This is a genomic window from Marinobacter sp. F3R08 (genome assembly GCF_018860425.1).
In the GTDB taxonomy this organism is placed as follows: domain Bacteria; phylum Pseudomonadota; class Gammaproteobacteria; order Pseudomonadales; family Oleiphilaceae; genus Marinobacter.
Window position 1 is genome coordinate 44580 of record NZ_JAHKPI010000024.1, and the last position, 14410, is coordinate 58989.

Annotated in this window: 14 protein-coding genes; 7 read left to right on the forward strand and 7 right to left on the reverse strand. The window is 57.0% G+C overall.

All coding sequences use genetic code 11. The features are described from left to right. Window positions 1-2: 2 nt before the first annotated feature. Genes rsxC through metG form a run of 4 tightly spaced genes read right to left on the reverse strand, consistent with a single transcriptional unit; the run spans window position 3 to window position 5084 of the window. Window positions 3-1832 (reverse strand): electron transport complex subunit RsxC, encoded by a 1830-nt coding sequence (gene rsxC / locus KO499_RS15150; RefSeq protein ID WP_215984612.1) that lies wholly within the window; start codon window positions 1830-1832, stop codon window positions 3-5. After that, the gene (gene rsxB, locus KO499_RS15155; protein ID WP_215984613.1) at window positions 1832-2410 is read right to left on the reverse strand and encodes an electron transport complex subunit RsxB; all 579 of its coding nucleotides are present in this window, start codon (window positions 2408-2410) and stop codon (window positions 1832-1834) included. The genes rsxC and rsxB overlap by 1 nt, the downstream gene beginning before the upstream one ends. 29 nt (window positions 2411-2439) lie before the next feature. Beyond that, the gene (rsxA, locus tag KO499_RS15160; RefSeq protein WP_215984614.1) at window positions 2440-3021 is read right to left on the reverse strand and encodes an electron transport complex subunit RsxA; all 582 of its coding nucleotides are present in this window, start codon (window positions 3019-3021) and stop codon (window positions 2440-2442) included. A gap of 32 nt (window positions 3022-3053) precedes the next feature. Continuing rightward, on the reverse strand, window positions 3054-5084 hold the full coding sequence (gene metG, locus KO499_RS15165; protein WP_215984615.1) for a methionine--tRNA ligase: 2031 nt from the start codon (window positions 5082-5084) through the stop codon (window positions 3054-3056). A 198-nt stretch (window positions 5085-5282) separates the two neighbouring features. Here metG and apbC point away from each other — a divergent pair, with 198 nt between their 5' ends. The 4 genes from apbC (at window position 5283) to KO499_RS15185 (ending at window position 9067) form a co-directional block, all read left to right on the forward strand. Beyond that, on the forward strand, window positions 5283-6383 hold the full coding sequence (apbC, locus tag KO499_RS15170) for an iron-sulfur cluster carrier protein ApbC (RefSeq protein ID WP_215984616.1): 1101 nt from the start codon (window positions 5283-5285) through the stop codon (window positions 6381-6383). A gap of 163 nt (window positions 6384-6546) precedes the next feature. Continuing rightward, a complete protein-coding gene (gene dcd, locus KO499_RS15175; RefSeq protein WP_064230566.1) occupies window positions 6547-7113 on the forward strand; it encodes a dCTP deaminase in 567 nt (188 codons plus the stop codon). Further along, complete coding sequence (locus KO499_RS15180; protein WP_215984617.1) at window positions 7110-7709, forward strand: YjaG family protein; 600 nt, start codon at window positions 7110-7112, stop codon at window positions 7707-7709. Before dcd ends, KO499_RS15180 begins: the two co-directional genes overlap by 4 nt. Before the next feature lie 74 nt (window positions 7710-7783). Then, window positions 7784-9067 carry a valine--pyruvate transaminase gene (locus KO499_RS15185; protein ID WP_215984618.1) on the forward strand — a complete coding sequence of 428 codons (1284 nt, stop codon included), beginning with the start codon at window positions 7784-7786 and terminating at the stop codon, window positions 9065-9067. Here KO499_RS15185 and KO499_RS15190 read toward each other — a convergent pair. The 3 genes from KO499_RS15190 to purM form a co-directional block, all read right to left on the reverse strand. Beyond that, entirely contained in the window at window positions 9057-9791 is a 735-nt protein-coding gene (locus tag KO499_RS15190; protein ID WP_215984619.1) for a DUF3108 domain-containing protein, read from the reverse strand. The two genes, KO499_RS15185 and KO499_RS15190, sit on opposite strands and share 11 nt — an antisense overlap. A gap of 90 nt (window positions 9792-9881) precedes the next feature. Continuing rightward, the gene (purN, locus tag KO499_RS15195) at window positions 9882-10544 is read right to left on the reverse strand and encodes a phosphoribosylglycinamide formyltransferase (protein ID WP_215984620.1); all 663 of its coding nucleotides are present in this window, start codon (window positions 10542-10544) and stop codon (window positions 9882-9884) included. Further along, entirely contained in the window at window positions 10541-11605 is a 1065-nt protein-coding gene (gene purM, locus KO499_RS15200; RefSeq protein WP_215984648.1) for a phosphoribosylformylglycinamidine cyclo-ligase, read from the reverse strand. Before purM ends, purN begins: the two co-directional genes overlap by 4 nt. A gap of 159 nt (window positions 11606-11764) precedes the next feature. Between purM and KO499_RS15205 the strand changes: the two genes are divergently transcribed. Genes KO499_RS15205 through hda form a run of 3 tightly spaced genes read left to right on the forward strand, consistent with a single transcriptional unit; the run spans window position 11765 to window position 14379 of the window. Further along, complete coding sequence (locus KO499_RS15205; RefSeq protein WP_215984621.1) at window positions 11765-13102, forward strand: DUF2066 domain-containing protein; 1338 nt, start codon at window positions 11765-11767, stop codon at window positions 13100-13102. A 21-nt stretch (window positions 13103-13123) separates the two neighbouring features. Next, window positions 13124-13684 (forward strand): CDP-alcohol phosphatidyltransferase family protein, encoded by a 561-nt coding sequence (locus KO499_RS15210; RefSeq protein WP_215984622.1) that lies wholly within the window; start codon window positions 13124-13126, stop codon window positions 13682-13684. Beyond that, window positions 13681-14379, forward strand: a complete 699-nt coding sequence (hda, locus tag KO499_RS15215) for a DnaA regulatory inactivator Hda (RefSeq protein WP_215984623.1) — start codon at window positions 13681-13683, stop codon at window positions 14377-14379. The genes KO499_RS15210 and hda overlap by 4 nt, the downstream gene beginning before the upstream one ends. Window positions 14380-14410 lie beyond the last annotated feature (31 nt).

Below are 14410 nucleotides of genomic sequence, written 5' to 3' on the forward strand. Positions count from 1 at the left end.
GTTTAGTGGGTGGACCGGGATTCCGATGGTCGAGCGGCCGCCTTGTCCCTGGCTTCTGCCAGCAACGCCTCCGCCCGTTTTACCCGATCGTGGTTCTTGGCGACGGCCCGCTCCAGTTTTTCTACGTTGTCTGCCTGCTGGGCTTTGGCGTCATCGAGCATGCCCTGCATGGTGTCGAGTTTGGCCTGAGCCTGGCTTAGCTGTTTCTCCAGAGCCCCAATGTCCGGTGTTTCCTCCGCCGGTGGTGCACTGGTGGCCGGTGACTGAGAGGCTTCGGCCTTTGCCTTTTTGCGGGCCAGAGCCTGCTCAACCAGTGCCGACTTTGCGGCACGCTCGTCAACGGCCTCACCCTTGACTGCGGCTTTCTCTGCGTCAGCTTTTTTCTTGGCCTGGGCTTCCGCTGCGGCCTTCGCCCGCTCCTTGCGTCTCAGTTCTTTCTCTTGCTGTTCCCTCTCCAGGCGTGCCTGACGGGCTTCGAAACGTTCCCGGGCCCGGTCTGCCTTTAGCTGCTCTGCCTGTTGAGCGCGAATCTCCCCTTTGGCAAATCGATAGTACTGAACCAGGGGAATTGAGCTCGGGCAAACATAGGAACAGGCTCCGCACTCGATACAGTCAAACAGGTTCAGATGCTCCGCCTTTTCGAACTCGGCGGCCTTGGCATGCCAGAACAGTTGTTGCGGCAGCAGTTCCATAGGGCAGGCTTCAGCGCACTGGCCGCAGCGGATGCAGGGCTGTTCCGGTGGCGGTGCCGGTAATTCGGCGGCTGTTGCGGCAATAACACAGTTGGTGGTTTTAATGACAGGGACTGATTCTGTGGTCAGCGTATAGCCCATCATTGGTCCGCCAAGGACCAGGCGGCTGACCGCGTTCTGATCGACGCCGGCGTGTTCCAGCATATACTCAATCGGCGTGCCGATCAGTGTCTCAAAATTACCTGGATCCTGGAGGGCTTCACCCGTCATGGTAACCACCCGGGAAATCAGCGGTTTGCCTTCAAATACCGACTTTGCCACGGCGACGGCGGTTCCGATATTCTGGCACATAACCCCGATATCGGCTGGAATGCCCCCGCTAGGAACCTCCATGCCTGTGAGGATCTGGATCAACTGTTTTTCGCCGCCAGACGGGTACTTGGTAGGAATAACGACAATCTCGGTCTGCGTGCCCTCGGTTGCTCTTCGAAGGGCTGCAATCGCTTCGGGTTTATTGTCCTCAATGCCGATCACGCAGCGTTCGGGCCGAAGAATCCAGGCCATGATTTTAAGGCCGGCAATGACATCGTCCGCCTTCTCCCGCATGGTCATGTCATCGGCCGTGATATAGGGCTCGCATTCAGCGCCGTTGAGGATGAGGGTGCTTACCTTGCGATCCCGGGGCGGCTGGAGTTTGATGTTGGTGGGGAAACCGGCGCCACCCATACCGGAAATACCCGCATCGCGGATTATCCGAAGGATCTGATCACGCTCCAGGGAGCGATAGTCCTTGACTGGATTGAGCGCGCACCACTGATCCTGACCATCCGGCTTGAGAGTAATACACCGGTCGGCCATGCCTGAGGGGTGGGGGACCGGGTAGTCGGCAATACTCTCGATCACACCGGAGGTTGGTGCGTGAACCGGCACCCCCATACCTGCTTTGATATCGGCAATCTTCTGTCCTTTCAAAACCCGTTCGCCGACTTCGACAAGAGGCTCTGCGGGCACGCCAATGTGCTGCTGCAAGGGCAGAATCAGAAGTTCCGGTATGCCGGCGTTGCGAACTGGCCGCGTCGTGGAGACCTCTTTGTGTCCCGGGGGATGGACGCCGCCGGAAAAATCCCAGAGTTGAGTCATCAGGCGCTGGCTCCCTGGCGATCGGTGGCAATGAGTCCGGATTTGGGCGGTGTCCAGGTCCAGGTTCGAATATCCGGTTCCACCGTCACCATGTCGATGCAATCCACCGGGCAGGGATCAACACACAGATCGCAACCTGTGCATTCGCTTTCAATCACGGTGTGCATGTGTTTAGCGGCGCCAAGAATCGCGTCCACAGGGCAGGCCTGGATGCACTTGGTGCAACCAATACACTCGTCTTCGCGAATCACCGCAACCCGTTTGACTTGCTCAACTCCGTGTTCAGCGTCCAGCGGCTCCGGTTCGACGTCCAGCAGGTCTGCCAGAGCTTTGATGGTGGACTCTCCGCCAGGCGGACATTTGTTGATGGGGCCGCCTTCGGCGATCGAGTCGGCGTAGGGGCGACAGCCGGGATAGCCACACTGGCCGCATTGGGTCTGGGGCAGAAGGGCGTCTATCTGATCGACCAGCGGGTTGCCCTCTACTTTGAATCGTTCGGCGGCAAAACCGAGCAGGCCGCCGAAGACAACGGCAAGGGCCAGAAGAACCACAACGGCAACAAGAACGCTTGTCCACATAACCTGTTACTCCTAATTCCGTCAGCCCGTTAAACGCTGACCAGGCCGCTAAAGCCCAGGAAAGCCAGAGCCATCAGCCCGGCTGTTACCAGGCCAATGGCAGCACCGCGAAAGGCAACCGGAACGTCGGCGACAGCGATGCGCTCGCGCATGGCGGCAAACAGCACCAGAACCATGGAGAAACCAGCAGCAGCGCCAAAACCGTATAAAACAGACTCAACGAAGTTGTTGTTCCTGTTGATGTTGAGAAGAGCAACCCCGAGCACCGCGCAGTTGGTGGTGATCAGTGGCAGGAAAATACCCAACACCCGATAGAGAAGCGGGCTGGTCTTGCGTACCACCATCTCAGTGAACTGAACGACCACAGCTATCACAAGGATAAAGGTGATGGTCCTGAGAAAGGCCAGATCCAGCGGCTCGAGGAGATAGGTATAGGCAAGGTAACTGCAGACCGATGCCAGGGTCAGCACGAAGGTTGTTGCCAGGGACATGCCCATGGCCGTCTCCAGCTTGCCGGAGACCCCCATGAACGGGCACAGGCCCAGGAACTGAACCAGTACAAAATTGTTCACCAGAATGGTGCTGACCAGAATCAGCAGATATTCGGTCATTTACCTTGCTCCATCGTACCGGCGAACGCGCCTTACATGACTCGCATGCCAGGCGTCGCGCCAGAGTCCGGGGACAGGATGAAGATATCCTCGCCGCCGGGGCCCGCTGCCAGAACCATGCCCTCGGACAGCCCGAACTTCATTTTACGGGGCTTGAGGTTGGCGACCATGACGGTCAGACGACCTTCAAGATCTTCCGGCTTGTAGGCTGACTTGATACCAGCAAACACGTTGCGCTCGCCATGCCCTACGTCAAGGGTGAGGCGAAGAAGTTTGTCGGCGCCTTCCACGTGTTCGGCTTTGACAATTTTAACGACACGAAGATCTACTTTCGCAAAATCGCCAAATTCTATTTCATCCGCGACAGGTTCAAGATTGGCCGCAGGTGCTGGCTTGCCGGTCGCCGCAGGCAGTTCTTCCTTGGAGGCGTCCAGCATTTTCTCGATCTGGGCCATATCGACCCGGCTCATCAGCGGCTTGAATTTGTTGATGGCGTGGTTTTCCAGGCGCTCGCTGCGATTGTTCCAGTCCAGCGTCGCATTCAGGAACGCCTCGGAGGCCTTGGCGGTTTCCGGAAGTACCGGCGCCAGGTAAGTCATCAGCAGATGGAACATGTTGATGGCGTTGGTACAGATGGCCTGAAGGTTCTCATCCTGGCCTTCCTGTTTGGCGATGACCCAGGGCTGCTCGTCGTTGACATACTGGTTGGCTATGTCTGCCAACTCCATGATCCGGCGCATTGCGCGGCCAAACTCACGGGCCTCGTAGAAGTCCTCGATCTGCTTCCCGGCTTCGATGAATTCTTTCAGTTTGCCATGCTCGGTAACCTGACCGAGCTGACCATCGAAGCGCTTGGTGATGAAACCGGCACTGCGGCTGGCAATGTTGACCACCTTGCCCACCAGATCCGAATTCACCCGGGCGGAAAAGTCTTCCAGGTTCAGGTCCATGTCATCCACGCTACCGGTCAGCTTGGCAGCAAAGTAATAGCGCAGGTATTCCGGGTTCAGATGATCCAGATAGGTCCGGGCCATGATAAAGGTGCCACGGGACTTGGACATTTTCTTGCCGTTGACGGTCACAAATCCGTGCGCCCAGACGGCCGTTGGTGTGCGGAAACCGGCATCGTGCAGCATGGACGGCCAGAACAGCGCGTGGAAGTTGATGATGTCCTTGCCGATGAAGTGGTACACCTCAGCGGTGGAGTCGGCCTTCCAGAAATGCTCGAAATCGATGCCTTCCCGATTGCACAGGTTCTTGAAGCTGGCCAGGTAGCCAATAGGGGCATCCAGCCAGACGTAGAAGTATTTGCCCGGTGCGTCTGGAATCTCAAAACCGAAGTAAGGGGCATCACGACTGATATCCCACTCCTGCAGCCCGGCATCGAGCCACTCGGCCAGTTTGTTGGCTACCTGGGGCTGGAGTGTGCCGCTGCGAGTCCACTTGGTGAGGAAATCGGAAAAGTCGGGCAGTTTGAAGAAATAGTGCTCGGACTCTTTCTCGACAGGGGTGGCCCCGGAAACCGCAGACCGCGGATTGATCAGCTCGGCTGGCGTGTAGGTAGCGCCACAGGCTTCGCAGTTATCACCGTACTGATCCTCGGTTTTGCATTTCGGACAGGTGCCCTTGATAAACCGGTCCGCCAGGAACATGTTTTTTTCCGGGTCGTAGAACTGGGTAATCTTGCGCGTGGCAATGTGCCCGTTTTCCTGCAACTGGCGGTAGATGTATTCCGAGAACTGCTGGTTTTCTTCGGAGTGAGTGGTGTAGTAGTTGTCGAAGCGGATATGGAACCCGGCGAAGTCTTCCTGGTGCTCTTCCCGGATCCGGTCAATAAGCTGCTCCGAGGTTATACCTTCCCTCTCGGCCCGAAGCATAATTGCGGTACCGTGGGCATCATCGGCGCAAACGTAGTAACAGTTCTGGCCACGCATTTTCTGGTAGCGCACCCAGATATCGGTCTGAATGTATTCCAGCAGATGTCCCAGATGGATAGGGCCGTTGGCGTATGGCAGGGCGCTGGTAACCAGAATATCGCGCTGTTGCTTACTCGCTTGCGTCATGGTGATGTCCGAACCTTATGTTGATACGGGTTGGAAAGACTGAACGGGGTTCTGGCTGCCTTCGGAATTGAATGCGCCAGGTAATGACCCCATATGGTCAGAAACGGGCACAGATGATACCTTCCGAGCAGATAATTTTCACCCGAATCACCTGCTTCCGTGCTTAAAATCGAGCATGAGCTTATTCCGGAGAACCCGATGACACAGATTTCAGAGCAGGCCTTGCGGGCGGCAGTTCGCGAGTACCGCGATCCGTACCTCAACAAGGACCTCTACGAGCTGGGTGCTGTAAAATCCCTGAATGCCGACGACAATGGAAACGTAACCCTTATGGTTGAGCTTCCGTATCCCTCGAAAGGCATTGCGGGCGCCCTGAAACAGTTGGTGGGCAACGCTTTGGAGAATGTCGAGGGTGTGGCGCGCGTCGACGTCCATGTCGGCCAGAAGGTTCACTCCTACAAGGTCCAGAAAGACCTGCCTTCGGTGCCTGGCGTGAAAAACATCATTGCCGTCGCGTCCGGCAAGGGTGGCGTTGGCAAATCCACCACCGCCGTCAACCTTGCCCTGGCGCTCCAGGCTGAGGGCGCCCGGGTCGGTATCCTTGACGCCGATATTTACGGCCCGAGTATCGGCATGATGCTTGGTGTGCCCGAGGGCAAGCGCCCGGACACCCGTGAGAACAAATACTTTGTTCCCATGGATGCCCACGGCCTGCAGGCCAATTCCATGGCCTTCGTTGTTACAGAGAAAACCCCCATGGTTTGGCGCGGCCCCATGGTCAGCGGCGCCGTGATGCAATTGCTGCAACAGACCCTCTGGAACGAGCTCGATTACCTCATCGTCGACATGCCTCCGGGTACCGGCGATATCCAGCTCACCCTGGCCCAGAAAGTCCCGGTCACGGGTGCCGTTATCGTCACGACACCCCAGGACATTGCGTTGCTGGACGGTAAAAAGGGCATAGAAATGTTCCGGAAGGTCGACATCCCTGTACTGGGTGTGGTCGAAAATATGAGTGTCCACATCTGCAGCAACTGCGGCCATGAAGAACCGCTTTTCGGCCATGGCGGCGGCGAAAGAATTGCCGAGGAATACGACACCACACTTCTCGGGCAATTACCGTTGCACATGACCATCCGCGAACAGACCGATGGCGGCACACCCTCGGTGATCGCTGAGCCGGACTCTGAAGTGGCCCGCCGTTATCGAGATATCGCCAGAAGGGTAGGGGCTGAACTCTCGACCCGCGAGCGGAACCTTTCCGGTTCTATCTCAAGTGTTTCGGTGACGGAGCACTGAAAACGGATTAAGGAGGCGAAGTCCCGGGTGGTCGATTCGCGGCTTTTCCTGTGACTGTAGCCTCCGCGCTAAACGAGATAAGTAAGCGGCTGAAGCTTCGACAGACCCTCAGCGAACAGGTAAACTACGCCCCAATTTTCCCAGTGAATACGAGACTTCGCCAATGAGCATCAAATCCGACAAGTGGATTCGCCGGATGTCCGAACAACACGGCATGATCGAACCCTACGAAAGCGGGCAGGTTCGTGAAACCGAAAAAGGCCGCGTGATCTCCTACGGCACCTCCAGCTATGGCTACGACGTACGCTGCAGCAACGAATTCAAAATCTTCACCAACGTCCACTCCGCAACCGTGGATCCGAAGAATTTCGACGAAAACAGCTTCGTTAACTATACCGGCGACGTTTGTATCATTCCGCCGAACTCCTTTGCGCTGGCCCGCACGGTCGAGTATTTCCGTATCCCGCGAAGCGTCCTGACTATCTGCTTGGGCAAATCCACCTATGCCCGCTGTGGCATTATTGTCAACGTCACACCGCTTGAGCCGGAATGGGAAGGTCAGGTCACTCTGGAATTCTCCAATACCACCAACCTTCCGGCTAAAATCTACGCGAATGAAGGCGTTGCCCAGATGCTGTTTTTCGAATCCGATGAGATCTGCGAGACCAGCTACAAAGACCGGGGTGGCAAATATCTCGGCCAGACCGGCGTGACTCTGCCCAGAACATGAACGCCAATCAATTTCTGAAGGCCGTTTCACAACTGCAGGGCTGGCGCGAGTGCGCCTTTCTGCTTGCACTGGCTGAGCGCTCCTTTCCTAACTATGCTCTGTTTGCGGACGCCATGGGGCTGAAAACCGGCGCGAAGATGCGCCAGCTTCTGGATCTGGGCTGGGAGTTGCTGCAGAAAGACGTTTCTGAATCCGCAATTCCGCAGCTGCTGGCAAAACTGGAGAGTCTGTCCCCCGACGTCGAAGCCTACGACGCCTACGGCGTTTATCCGGCGTTCGACTTCTGTCAGCTTCTGGAACAGGCCTTGTTGAATCGCCTGAATCCGGCCAAACACAGGGCCACGGACGCTTCACAGATGGCGACAGCGACGGTCATGAATTTTATAGAGCTGTCCGAGGGCGAGGAGCTTGATGAAGACGAGCTGGTTCGCCTGCTTGATCAGCATCCATTGATGAAAGAAGAAAAGACCTTCCAGCGGGATCTGGTCCTGGCCCTCAAGCGGCAACGCACGCCAACCGGCCAGTTTGTTGTTCGGTTGCAAGAGGATGCGGCCAATGAAGGCGTCAGCAACCTTGGTATTTCGCTCAACGAGTAAAGCCAGGCGCCCGAACAGGTTACACTTTCGCCACTACCCGTTTCCATTACACCAGGTTAGATGGATTTTACCCCATGAAACTCTCTGCTTTTGGCCGCAAGTTCACCGCTGATGCCGGTATCACATCGCTCATGGATGATCTGGGAAATGCCATGGCATCCGGGGATGACATGATCATGATGGGGGGCGGGAATCCCGGCCATATTCCAGAAATCCAGCAGCGGGTGCAGGAAATTCTGGGTGATATGAGCCGCAGTGAAGGTGATGTTCGCCGGCTGGTGGGGGTATACGATCCGCCCCAGGGTGAAAAACAGTTCATTGCCTCGCTGGCTGAACTGCTTAACCGGGAGTACGGCTGGGGGCTGAAGCCCGAGAACATCGCCCTCACCAATGGCAGTCAGGCGGCATTTTTCATGCTGTTTAACATGTTTGGCGGCGATTACGGCGAGGGCCACCGAAAGCACATCCTGTTGCCGTTGGCTCCGGAGTATATCGGTTACGCCGACGCAGGCATCGAGCCGGGCCTGTTCCGTGCAGTTCAGCCAGATATCTCGTTCACCGACGCTCATGAATTCAAATATCGGGTCGACTTTGATGCGGTCGAGGTGACAGGCGAGACGGGTGCTATTTGCGTGTCCCGGCCCACCAATCCGACGGGCAATGTCGTTACCGATGAGGAGCTGGCCCGACTGGAAGGGCTGGCCCGTGATCATGATGTGCCTCTGATTGTCGATGGTGCCTACGGCACGCCGTTCCCAAGCCTGCTGTTTGTAGAGGCAACGCCAACCTGGAACGAACAGATTATCCTTTGCCTGAGCCTCTCCAAACTGGGGTTGCCGGCGGCGCGCACTGGTATCGTGATTGCATCAGAGCCGATCATCAAGGCGCTCTCTGGAATCAACGCAATCATGAATCTGGCAACGGGCAGTTTTGGGGCCATGCTCGCGGAGCCGCTGGTTCGTTCTGGCGAAATTCTGTCATTGAGCAGGGATGTGGTGTGCCCCTTCTATAAAGCCAAGATGCAGCGGGCGGTGGCCGCTTTCCGGGAGGCTATGGGAGAAGACAGTTGCCGCTGGTATGTCCATAAGCCTGAGGGTGCGATGTTCCTTTGGCTGTGGTTTCCGGATCTGCCGATTTCCAGCCTGGAATTGTATCAACGGCTGAAAAACCGGGGCGTTCTGGTGGTGTCCGGGCACTATTTCTTCCCCGGATTGCCCGAGGACGACTGGAGGCATCGGCAGGAGTGTCTGCGTGTCACCTATTCCCAGGACGATGACCGTGTTGCGGAAGGTCTTCGGATCATCGCTGATGAGGTCAAAGTGGTCTGGCGTGAGGCGGGACTAGCAATCAGCGATTGATTTCCGCTTCCTCGAGCTTCAGTTCATAGGTGCTGCCATCCGGTTCTACCTGTTTGAGGCGGACAAGCAGGTAATCCTGCTCCGGTGAGAACCACATCAGGGTCTGACGTTTCGCATCTTCCCGAATCTTTTCGGCCTTGAGGGTGGCGGTCTGTTTGCTGCCGGTGTTCATGTTTTCACCATCAATAACCGCAAAGCGATCGGTATCAATGGATCGTCCGTCGAGGACTCTGTAGGTCATCTCGCGTTTACCGCGCTTGATGTCCTGGTGCAGCTGAAGCTGATACCCCAGCGGGTCCAGTAATCCTTCCTCTATTTCCAGCTCAAAGGGTTGGCCTTTGTACTCACCGGTTGCGATGCCGGCGGACCAGTCAAAGTCGATGGCGCTATTGCGATCGGTCACCAGAAAGCCGGACAGACGATACCTGTACCTCATCGGTATTACCTGACCGTCTTCCCAGCGAAAGATCAGCGATTCGTCGATATCGACAATAAAGGAATCGACATCCGTGCGGTATAACCAGATGTCGTTTCCCTGAGCGGTGAGGATGCGTTTCGCCGAGCCATTGAGGGAAATGCCCTTTTCCATGGCAGCGGTATAGCTGGCCTCAAAAGGGATAAGCTCTGCGCCGGGCTGAGCATGCACGGTGACCGGCGCGGCAAGGGTGCCGACACCGATCAGCAAAGCTGCGAAGCCACTTTTGGACATCAGTTGTGAGAGCATTGTGTTAAGTCCAAACAATTACCGTCATCAATAGCGACAGTGTAGCTGCCGGGACAAGACGCCGGGATGACATTTCGTTCAGGCGAGCACTCAGCTTTCGGGGAGATGCATTGGCGCGTTCAGGGGCTGGCCGTCGAACATCACGTAATCACTGCCCAGCTGAATCCTGCCTTCACAACACCAGCGCACAACGATTGGATAAAGGATGTGCTCCTTAGCCTGAACTTTTTCAGCGAGGCTTTCGGGGGTGTCGTCTGGTGCAACAGACACCTGTGCCTGTGCAATGACCGGCCCGCCATCCAGCTCCTCGGTAACGAAGTGAATGGATACGCCATGGACGGTATCGCCGGCCTCCAGTGCCCGGCGGTGCGTGTTCAATCCGGTATATTTCGGCAGCAGCGACGGGTGAATGTTCAGCATCTTGCCCCGGAAGGCCCGGACAAAATCGGTGGTCAGGATTCGCATGAACCCTGCCAGCACGATCAGGTCGGGGTTATAGCGGAGGATGTCCGCCATCAGGGAAGCATCAAACTCTTCCCGGGACTGGAAGTTCTTGTGATTGACCACAAAGGTTTCGATGTTGGCCTGTGCTGCACGCTCCAGGGCGAAGGCGTTGGGCTGGTTGCAGCCGACAGCAACAATCTGACCGGGATAATCGCGCTCCCGGCTGGCATCGATTAACGCCTGCAGATTGGTGCCGCTTCCGGAGGCGAGCACCAGTATTTTGGGTAAAGGGGCCTGATCTGCCTTCATACTGACAGAAGCCCCGGTGCGTAACGAACGCTGGCATCAGCTTCTTCGCTGTCGGCGCGTTCAATCAGCCCAACCTGCCAGGCCTCTTCGCCCAGCGCCGCGAGGGTGTCCAGGGCCAGCTCTTTCTGGTTGGCCGGTACGCAGACAATCATGCCGATTCCGCAGTTGAACGTCCGGTACATCTCTTCACTGGCAACACCGCCGTTGTCCTTGAGCCACTGGAAGACCGGGGACAGGGTCCAGCTGGCGGTATCAATGGCGGCAACGGTTCCTTTCGGCAGCACCCTGGGAATATTCTCTGGCAGACCGCCACCGGTGATGTGGGAGAGAGCGCGAACGTCAACCTCACGAATCAGCTGAAGCAGATTCTTTACATAGATTCGCGTGGGCGCCATCAGGGCATTGGCCAGAGTGGTATCACCCACCGGCTGGTTCAGGTCGGCGTTGCTCACCTCAAGAATCTTGCGAATCAGGGAATAACCGTTGGAGTGGGGGCCGGAGGATCCGAGTGCGATCAGCACATCACCGGCCTGTGTCCGGCTGCCGTCGATGATTTCACTGCGTTCGGCAACGCCGACACAGAAACCTGCCAGATCGTAGTCGTCGCCTTCATACATTCCGGGCATTTCGGCGGTTTCTCCGCCCACCAGTGCGCATCCGGCTTGTTCGCAACCTGCTCCGATTCCGGTGACAACCTGAGCCGCAACGTCAACGTTGAGCTTGCCGGTGGCGTAGTAGTCCAGGAAAAAGAGTGGTTCAGCGCCGCCAACGACCAGGTCGTTCACGCACATGGCAACCAGATCAATCCCGATGCTGTCATGTTTGTCCAGTTGCATGGCCAGCCTGAGCTTGGTGCCCACGCCATCGGTGCCGGAAACCAGCACCGGCTCATTATACCCGGCGGGAATCGAGACCATGGCGCCGAAGCCCCCGAGACCTCCAAGTACCTCGGGGCGGCGGGTGCGCGCAGCGGTGTTCTTGATTCGGCTGACAAGTTCATTGCCTGCATCGATATCGACGCCAGCATCGCGGTAGGTCAGGGAGGGCTTCTGTTCGCTCATGGTGTACTTAACCGTTGGCCAGTGGGTCAGGCCGCGGATTTTAACAGGTGCGGTGTGGTGCTCCAACTGTATATTGCTTTTCCGAAATTCGGGGCCGCTACTCACGCCCTGGGGCATGGTGTATCCTATGCGCCATTAATGCGAACTCCAGGGTGTTTCATGTCAGTATCAGGACAAAAGCCGGCGCGCAGGTCCGTATCCGTAACGTGGGTCCTTGCGTTATTTTCCTTTCTGCTGGTCGGGTTCTCCGCTCAGGTAACTGCGGTCACAGTCTCTGGTCTGTATACGGCAAGAGTTCCGGTTGAAGGATCCTCATCGCGTCAGCTTACCCAGGGTTATGCGAGTGGTCTTAGCCAGGTGCTTGTCCGGGTTTCCGGCACCCGCGATGTGCTTGCCATGGACGGTGTTGATGCGCTGTTGTCCGATGCCGAGTCGCTACTGCTTTCCTATCAGGTTGCCCGGTCAGCCTCCGGACAGAGTGTTCTTGATATGTCCTTCGGGGCGGTGGGTGTGAATCGTGCTCTGGCCTCGATCGACGCACCTGTATGGGGAGCCAACAGACCGCTTACACTGGCCTGGATTGCTGCCGAGGACAGAGGGGCGAGAACGCTTGTCACCAGATCTGCATCAGGGAGCGAATTGAATGCCTCTGGTCGTTGGCAGGCTGCGTTTGATGAGGCCGCCCGCAAGCGGGGTTTGCCTGTGGCGCTCCCGCCGTCCGGTCTTGCTTCGGATCGGGAGTTGCTCTCGGATATCTGGGGCCAGTTTATTGATCGGGTGAAATCTGCCTCTGATGATCTGGATCATGATGTCCTGGCGTTGGTACGGGTTAGTCGCTCCGGTGGGCAATGGCGTGCCGGGTGGGTATTTGATGGTATGGCCATGGATGCCGGGGAAGAGTCGGTAACCGCCCAGAGTCCGGAGGCGTTGGCGGAGGCGATGATCAATCGCTGGGCCGAAATGTACGCCAGCAGATACGCTGTTGCCGCCTCGGAGGTAGGTGAATCCCCCCAGGTGGATATCGTCTTGAGTGGTGTCACGTCACTGGAAGACTATGCCGGGGCGAATAAAGTTCTGGAGGGACTGATCCCCGTTGTTAGTGTAGGTGCCCACCGGGTGCGTGATGAACAGCTTACTCTGCGGGTCGCTTTTTCCGGCGAGCTGGATCAGCTTCGTGAGTATATTGCACTTGATCCGCGCTTTGTGCCCATGGAATCCGGCGTTTCGGCCGAGCCCGCAAGTACTGCTGGCCTGGCAACGGATCAGAGTGGGGCGTCTGCCACCAATACGGATGCCGGGCCTGAGGGTAATGAGACCCGAGCACAGGAGCCGGGCGAGCAAACCGCCTCTGGCGTGTCCGGAGATGGGTCCGTTCTGACCTATCAGCCGGTGCCTGTCGATGAGGAGGAGGCGAGGGAAGCGTTCGAATCCCTCTACCAGGTCCTGTATTATCGTTGGCAACCGTCTTCTGTCATCGGGAGCGATGGCGGCGAATAAGGTGTAATCGGAGGGAGCCTGTTGAATTTGCACCGCTGGCGCTGGATTCCCAATGCCCTGACGTTCGTACGTATTCTCCTGATTGCTCCCTTTGCCGGAGCGCTGCTGACGGGGGATTATCGCCGGGCGTTGCTGATCTTTTTTCTGGCGGCGGGCACAGATGCCATTGACGGGTTCCTGGCCAGGCATTTCAACTGGCGTTCCCGGCTTGGGGCAATTGCGGACCCGCTGGCCGACAAGGCTCTGCTCATTACGGCCTACCTGATGCTGACCATCACTGCCATTTTGCCGTTTTGGCTATTTTTACTGGTTCTCGGGCGAGATCTGCTGATAGTGGTGGGCGCATTGGCGTATCACTACATGATTGGTCGCTACGACATGGCGCCAAGTATTCCCGGAAAGCTCAACACACTTATTCAGATACTTGTCGTCCTGGCTATTATCGTGTTTCTCGCAGATTTACCGATGCAACCGTGGGTGGTGGAGGCCGGAACCGTATTGGTTGCTGTCTCGACTGTTTTCAGTGGTGCCCACTATCTGTGTGTTTGGGGGCTGCGTGCCTGGAGGACGACCCGGTCATGACGGCTTCCCAATTGGTACTCGGGGTTAAATTACGGGACGATGCCCGCTTCGACAATTTTCACGGTGACCGGAACACAAATGCCGCCAAGCGTGTTGAAACCGTCTGTCATCAGCCAAATGGTGTTCCGGTGGTTGTTTTATGCGGCGTTGCCGATACTGGCAAGAGTCATCTGCTACAAGCCGCCTGCCACCTGGGCGAAAAGCAGGGCAGGGCTGCGGTCTGTGTCAGCATTGCAGAGCTTGAGCCGTTTGGGCCTGATGCCCTGTCGGGGCTGGAGGCTTATGACATTGTCTGTCTGGACGATGTCGACCGTATTGCGGGCCAGGGCGTGTGGGAAGAGGCTATCTTCCATCTTTACAATCGGATTCAGGACCGGGGCGGTCTGTTGCTGATAAGTCTGGCTGATTTGCCTGGCAGCCTGCCCTTCAGGTTGCCGGATCTGGTCTCGCGATTCAGTCACGGTCTGATCATTCAGCTGGGTATCTACCGCGATGAGGATCGTCTAAAGATTTTGAGGGCGCGTGCCGAGAAGCGCGGTCTGGTGATGGCGGATGATGTGGCAAGCTACATTATGCGTCGGGCACCTCGACGCCTCGGTGATTTGCTGGGAATTCTGGATATACTGGATGAAAATTCACTACAGGCACAGAGAAGACTTACGATCCCGTTTGTGAAAACAGTGATGGAGTGGTGAGCGTCGCGAGCGTGGTGAGTGAGCCTCTGGT

What these genes read in the sequence shown, in the direction of transcription:
- rsxC (WP_215984612.1), bottom strand. Translation starts at nt 1,832, where the DNA reads ATGACTCAACTCTGGGATTTTTCCGGCGGCGTCCATCCCCCGGGACAC.
- rsxB (WP_215984613.1), bottom strand. Translation starts at nt 2,410, where the DNA reads ATGTGGACAAGCGTTCTTGTTGCCGTTGTGGTTCTTCTGGCCCTTGCC.
- rsxA (WP_215984614.1), bottom strand. Translation starts at nt 3,021, where the DNA reads ATGACCGAATATCTGCTGATTCTGGTCAGCACCATTCTGGTGAACAAT.
- metG (WP_215984615.1), bottom strand. Translation starts at nt 5,084, where the DNA reads ATGACGCAAGCGAGTAAGCAACAGCGCGATATTCTGGTTACCAGCGCC.
- apbC (WP_215984616.1), top strand. Translation starts at nt 5,283, where the DNA reads ATGACACAGATTTCAGAGCAGGCCTTGCGGGCGGCAGTTCGCGAGTAC.
- dcd (WP_064230566.1), top strand. Translation starts at nt 6,547, where the DNA reads ATGAGCATCAAATCCGACAAGTGGATTCGCCGGATGTCCGAACAACAC.
- KO499_RS15180 (WP_215984617.1), top strand. Translation starts at nt 7,110, where the DNA reads ATGAACGCCAATCAATTTCTGAAGGCCGTTTCACAACTGCAGGGCTGG.
- KO499_RS15185 (WP_215984618.1), top strand. Translation starts at nt 7,784, where the DNA reads ATGAAACTCTCTGCTTTTGGCCGCAAGTTCACCGCTGATGCCGGTATC.
- KO499_RS15190 (WP_215984619.1), bottom strand. Translation starts at nt 9,791, where the DNA reads ATGCTCTCACAACTGATGTCCAAAAGTGGCTTCGCAGCTTTGCTGATC.
- purN (WP_215984620.1), bottom strand. Translation starts at nt 10,544, where the DNA reads ATGAAGGCAGATCAGGCCCCTTTACCCAAAATACTGGTGCTCGCCTCC.
- purM (WP_215984648.1), bottom strand. Translation starts at nt 11,605, where the DNA reads ATGAGCGAACAGAAGCCCTCCCTGACCTACCGCGATGCTGGCGTCGAT.
- KO499_RS15205 (WP_215984621.1), top strand. Translation starts at nt 11,765, where the DNA reads ATGTCAGTATCAGGACAAAAGCCGGCGCGCAGGTCCGTATCCGTAACG.
- hda (WP_215984623.1), top strand. Translation starts at nt 13,681, where the DNA reads ATGACGGCTTCCCAATTGGTACTCGGGGTTAAATTACGGGACGATGCC.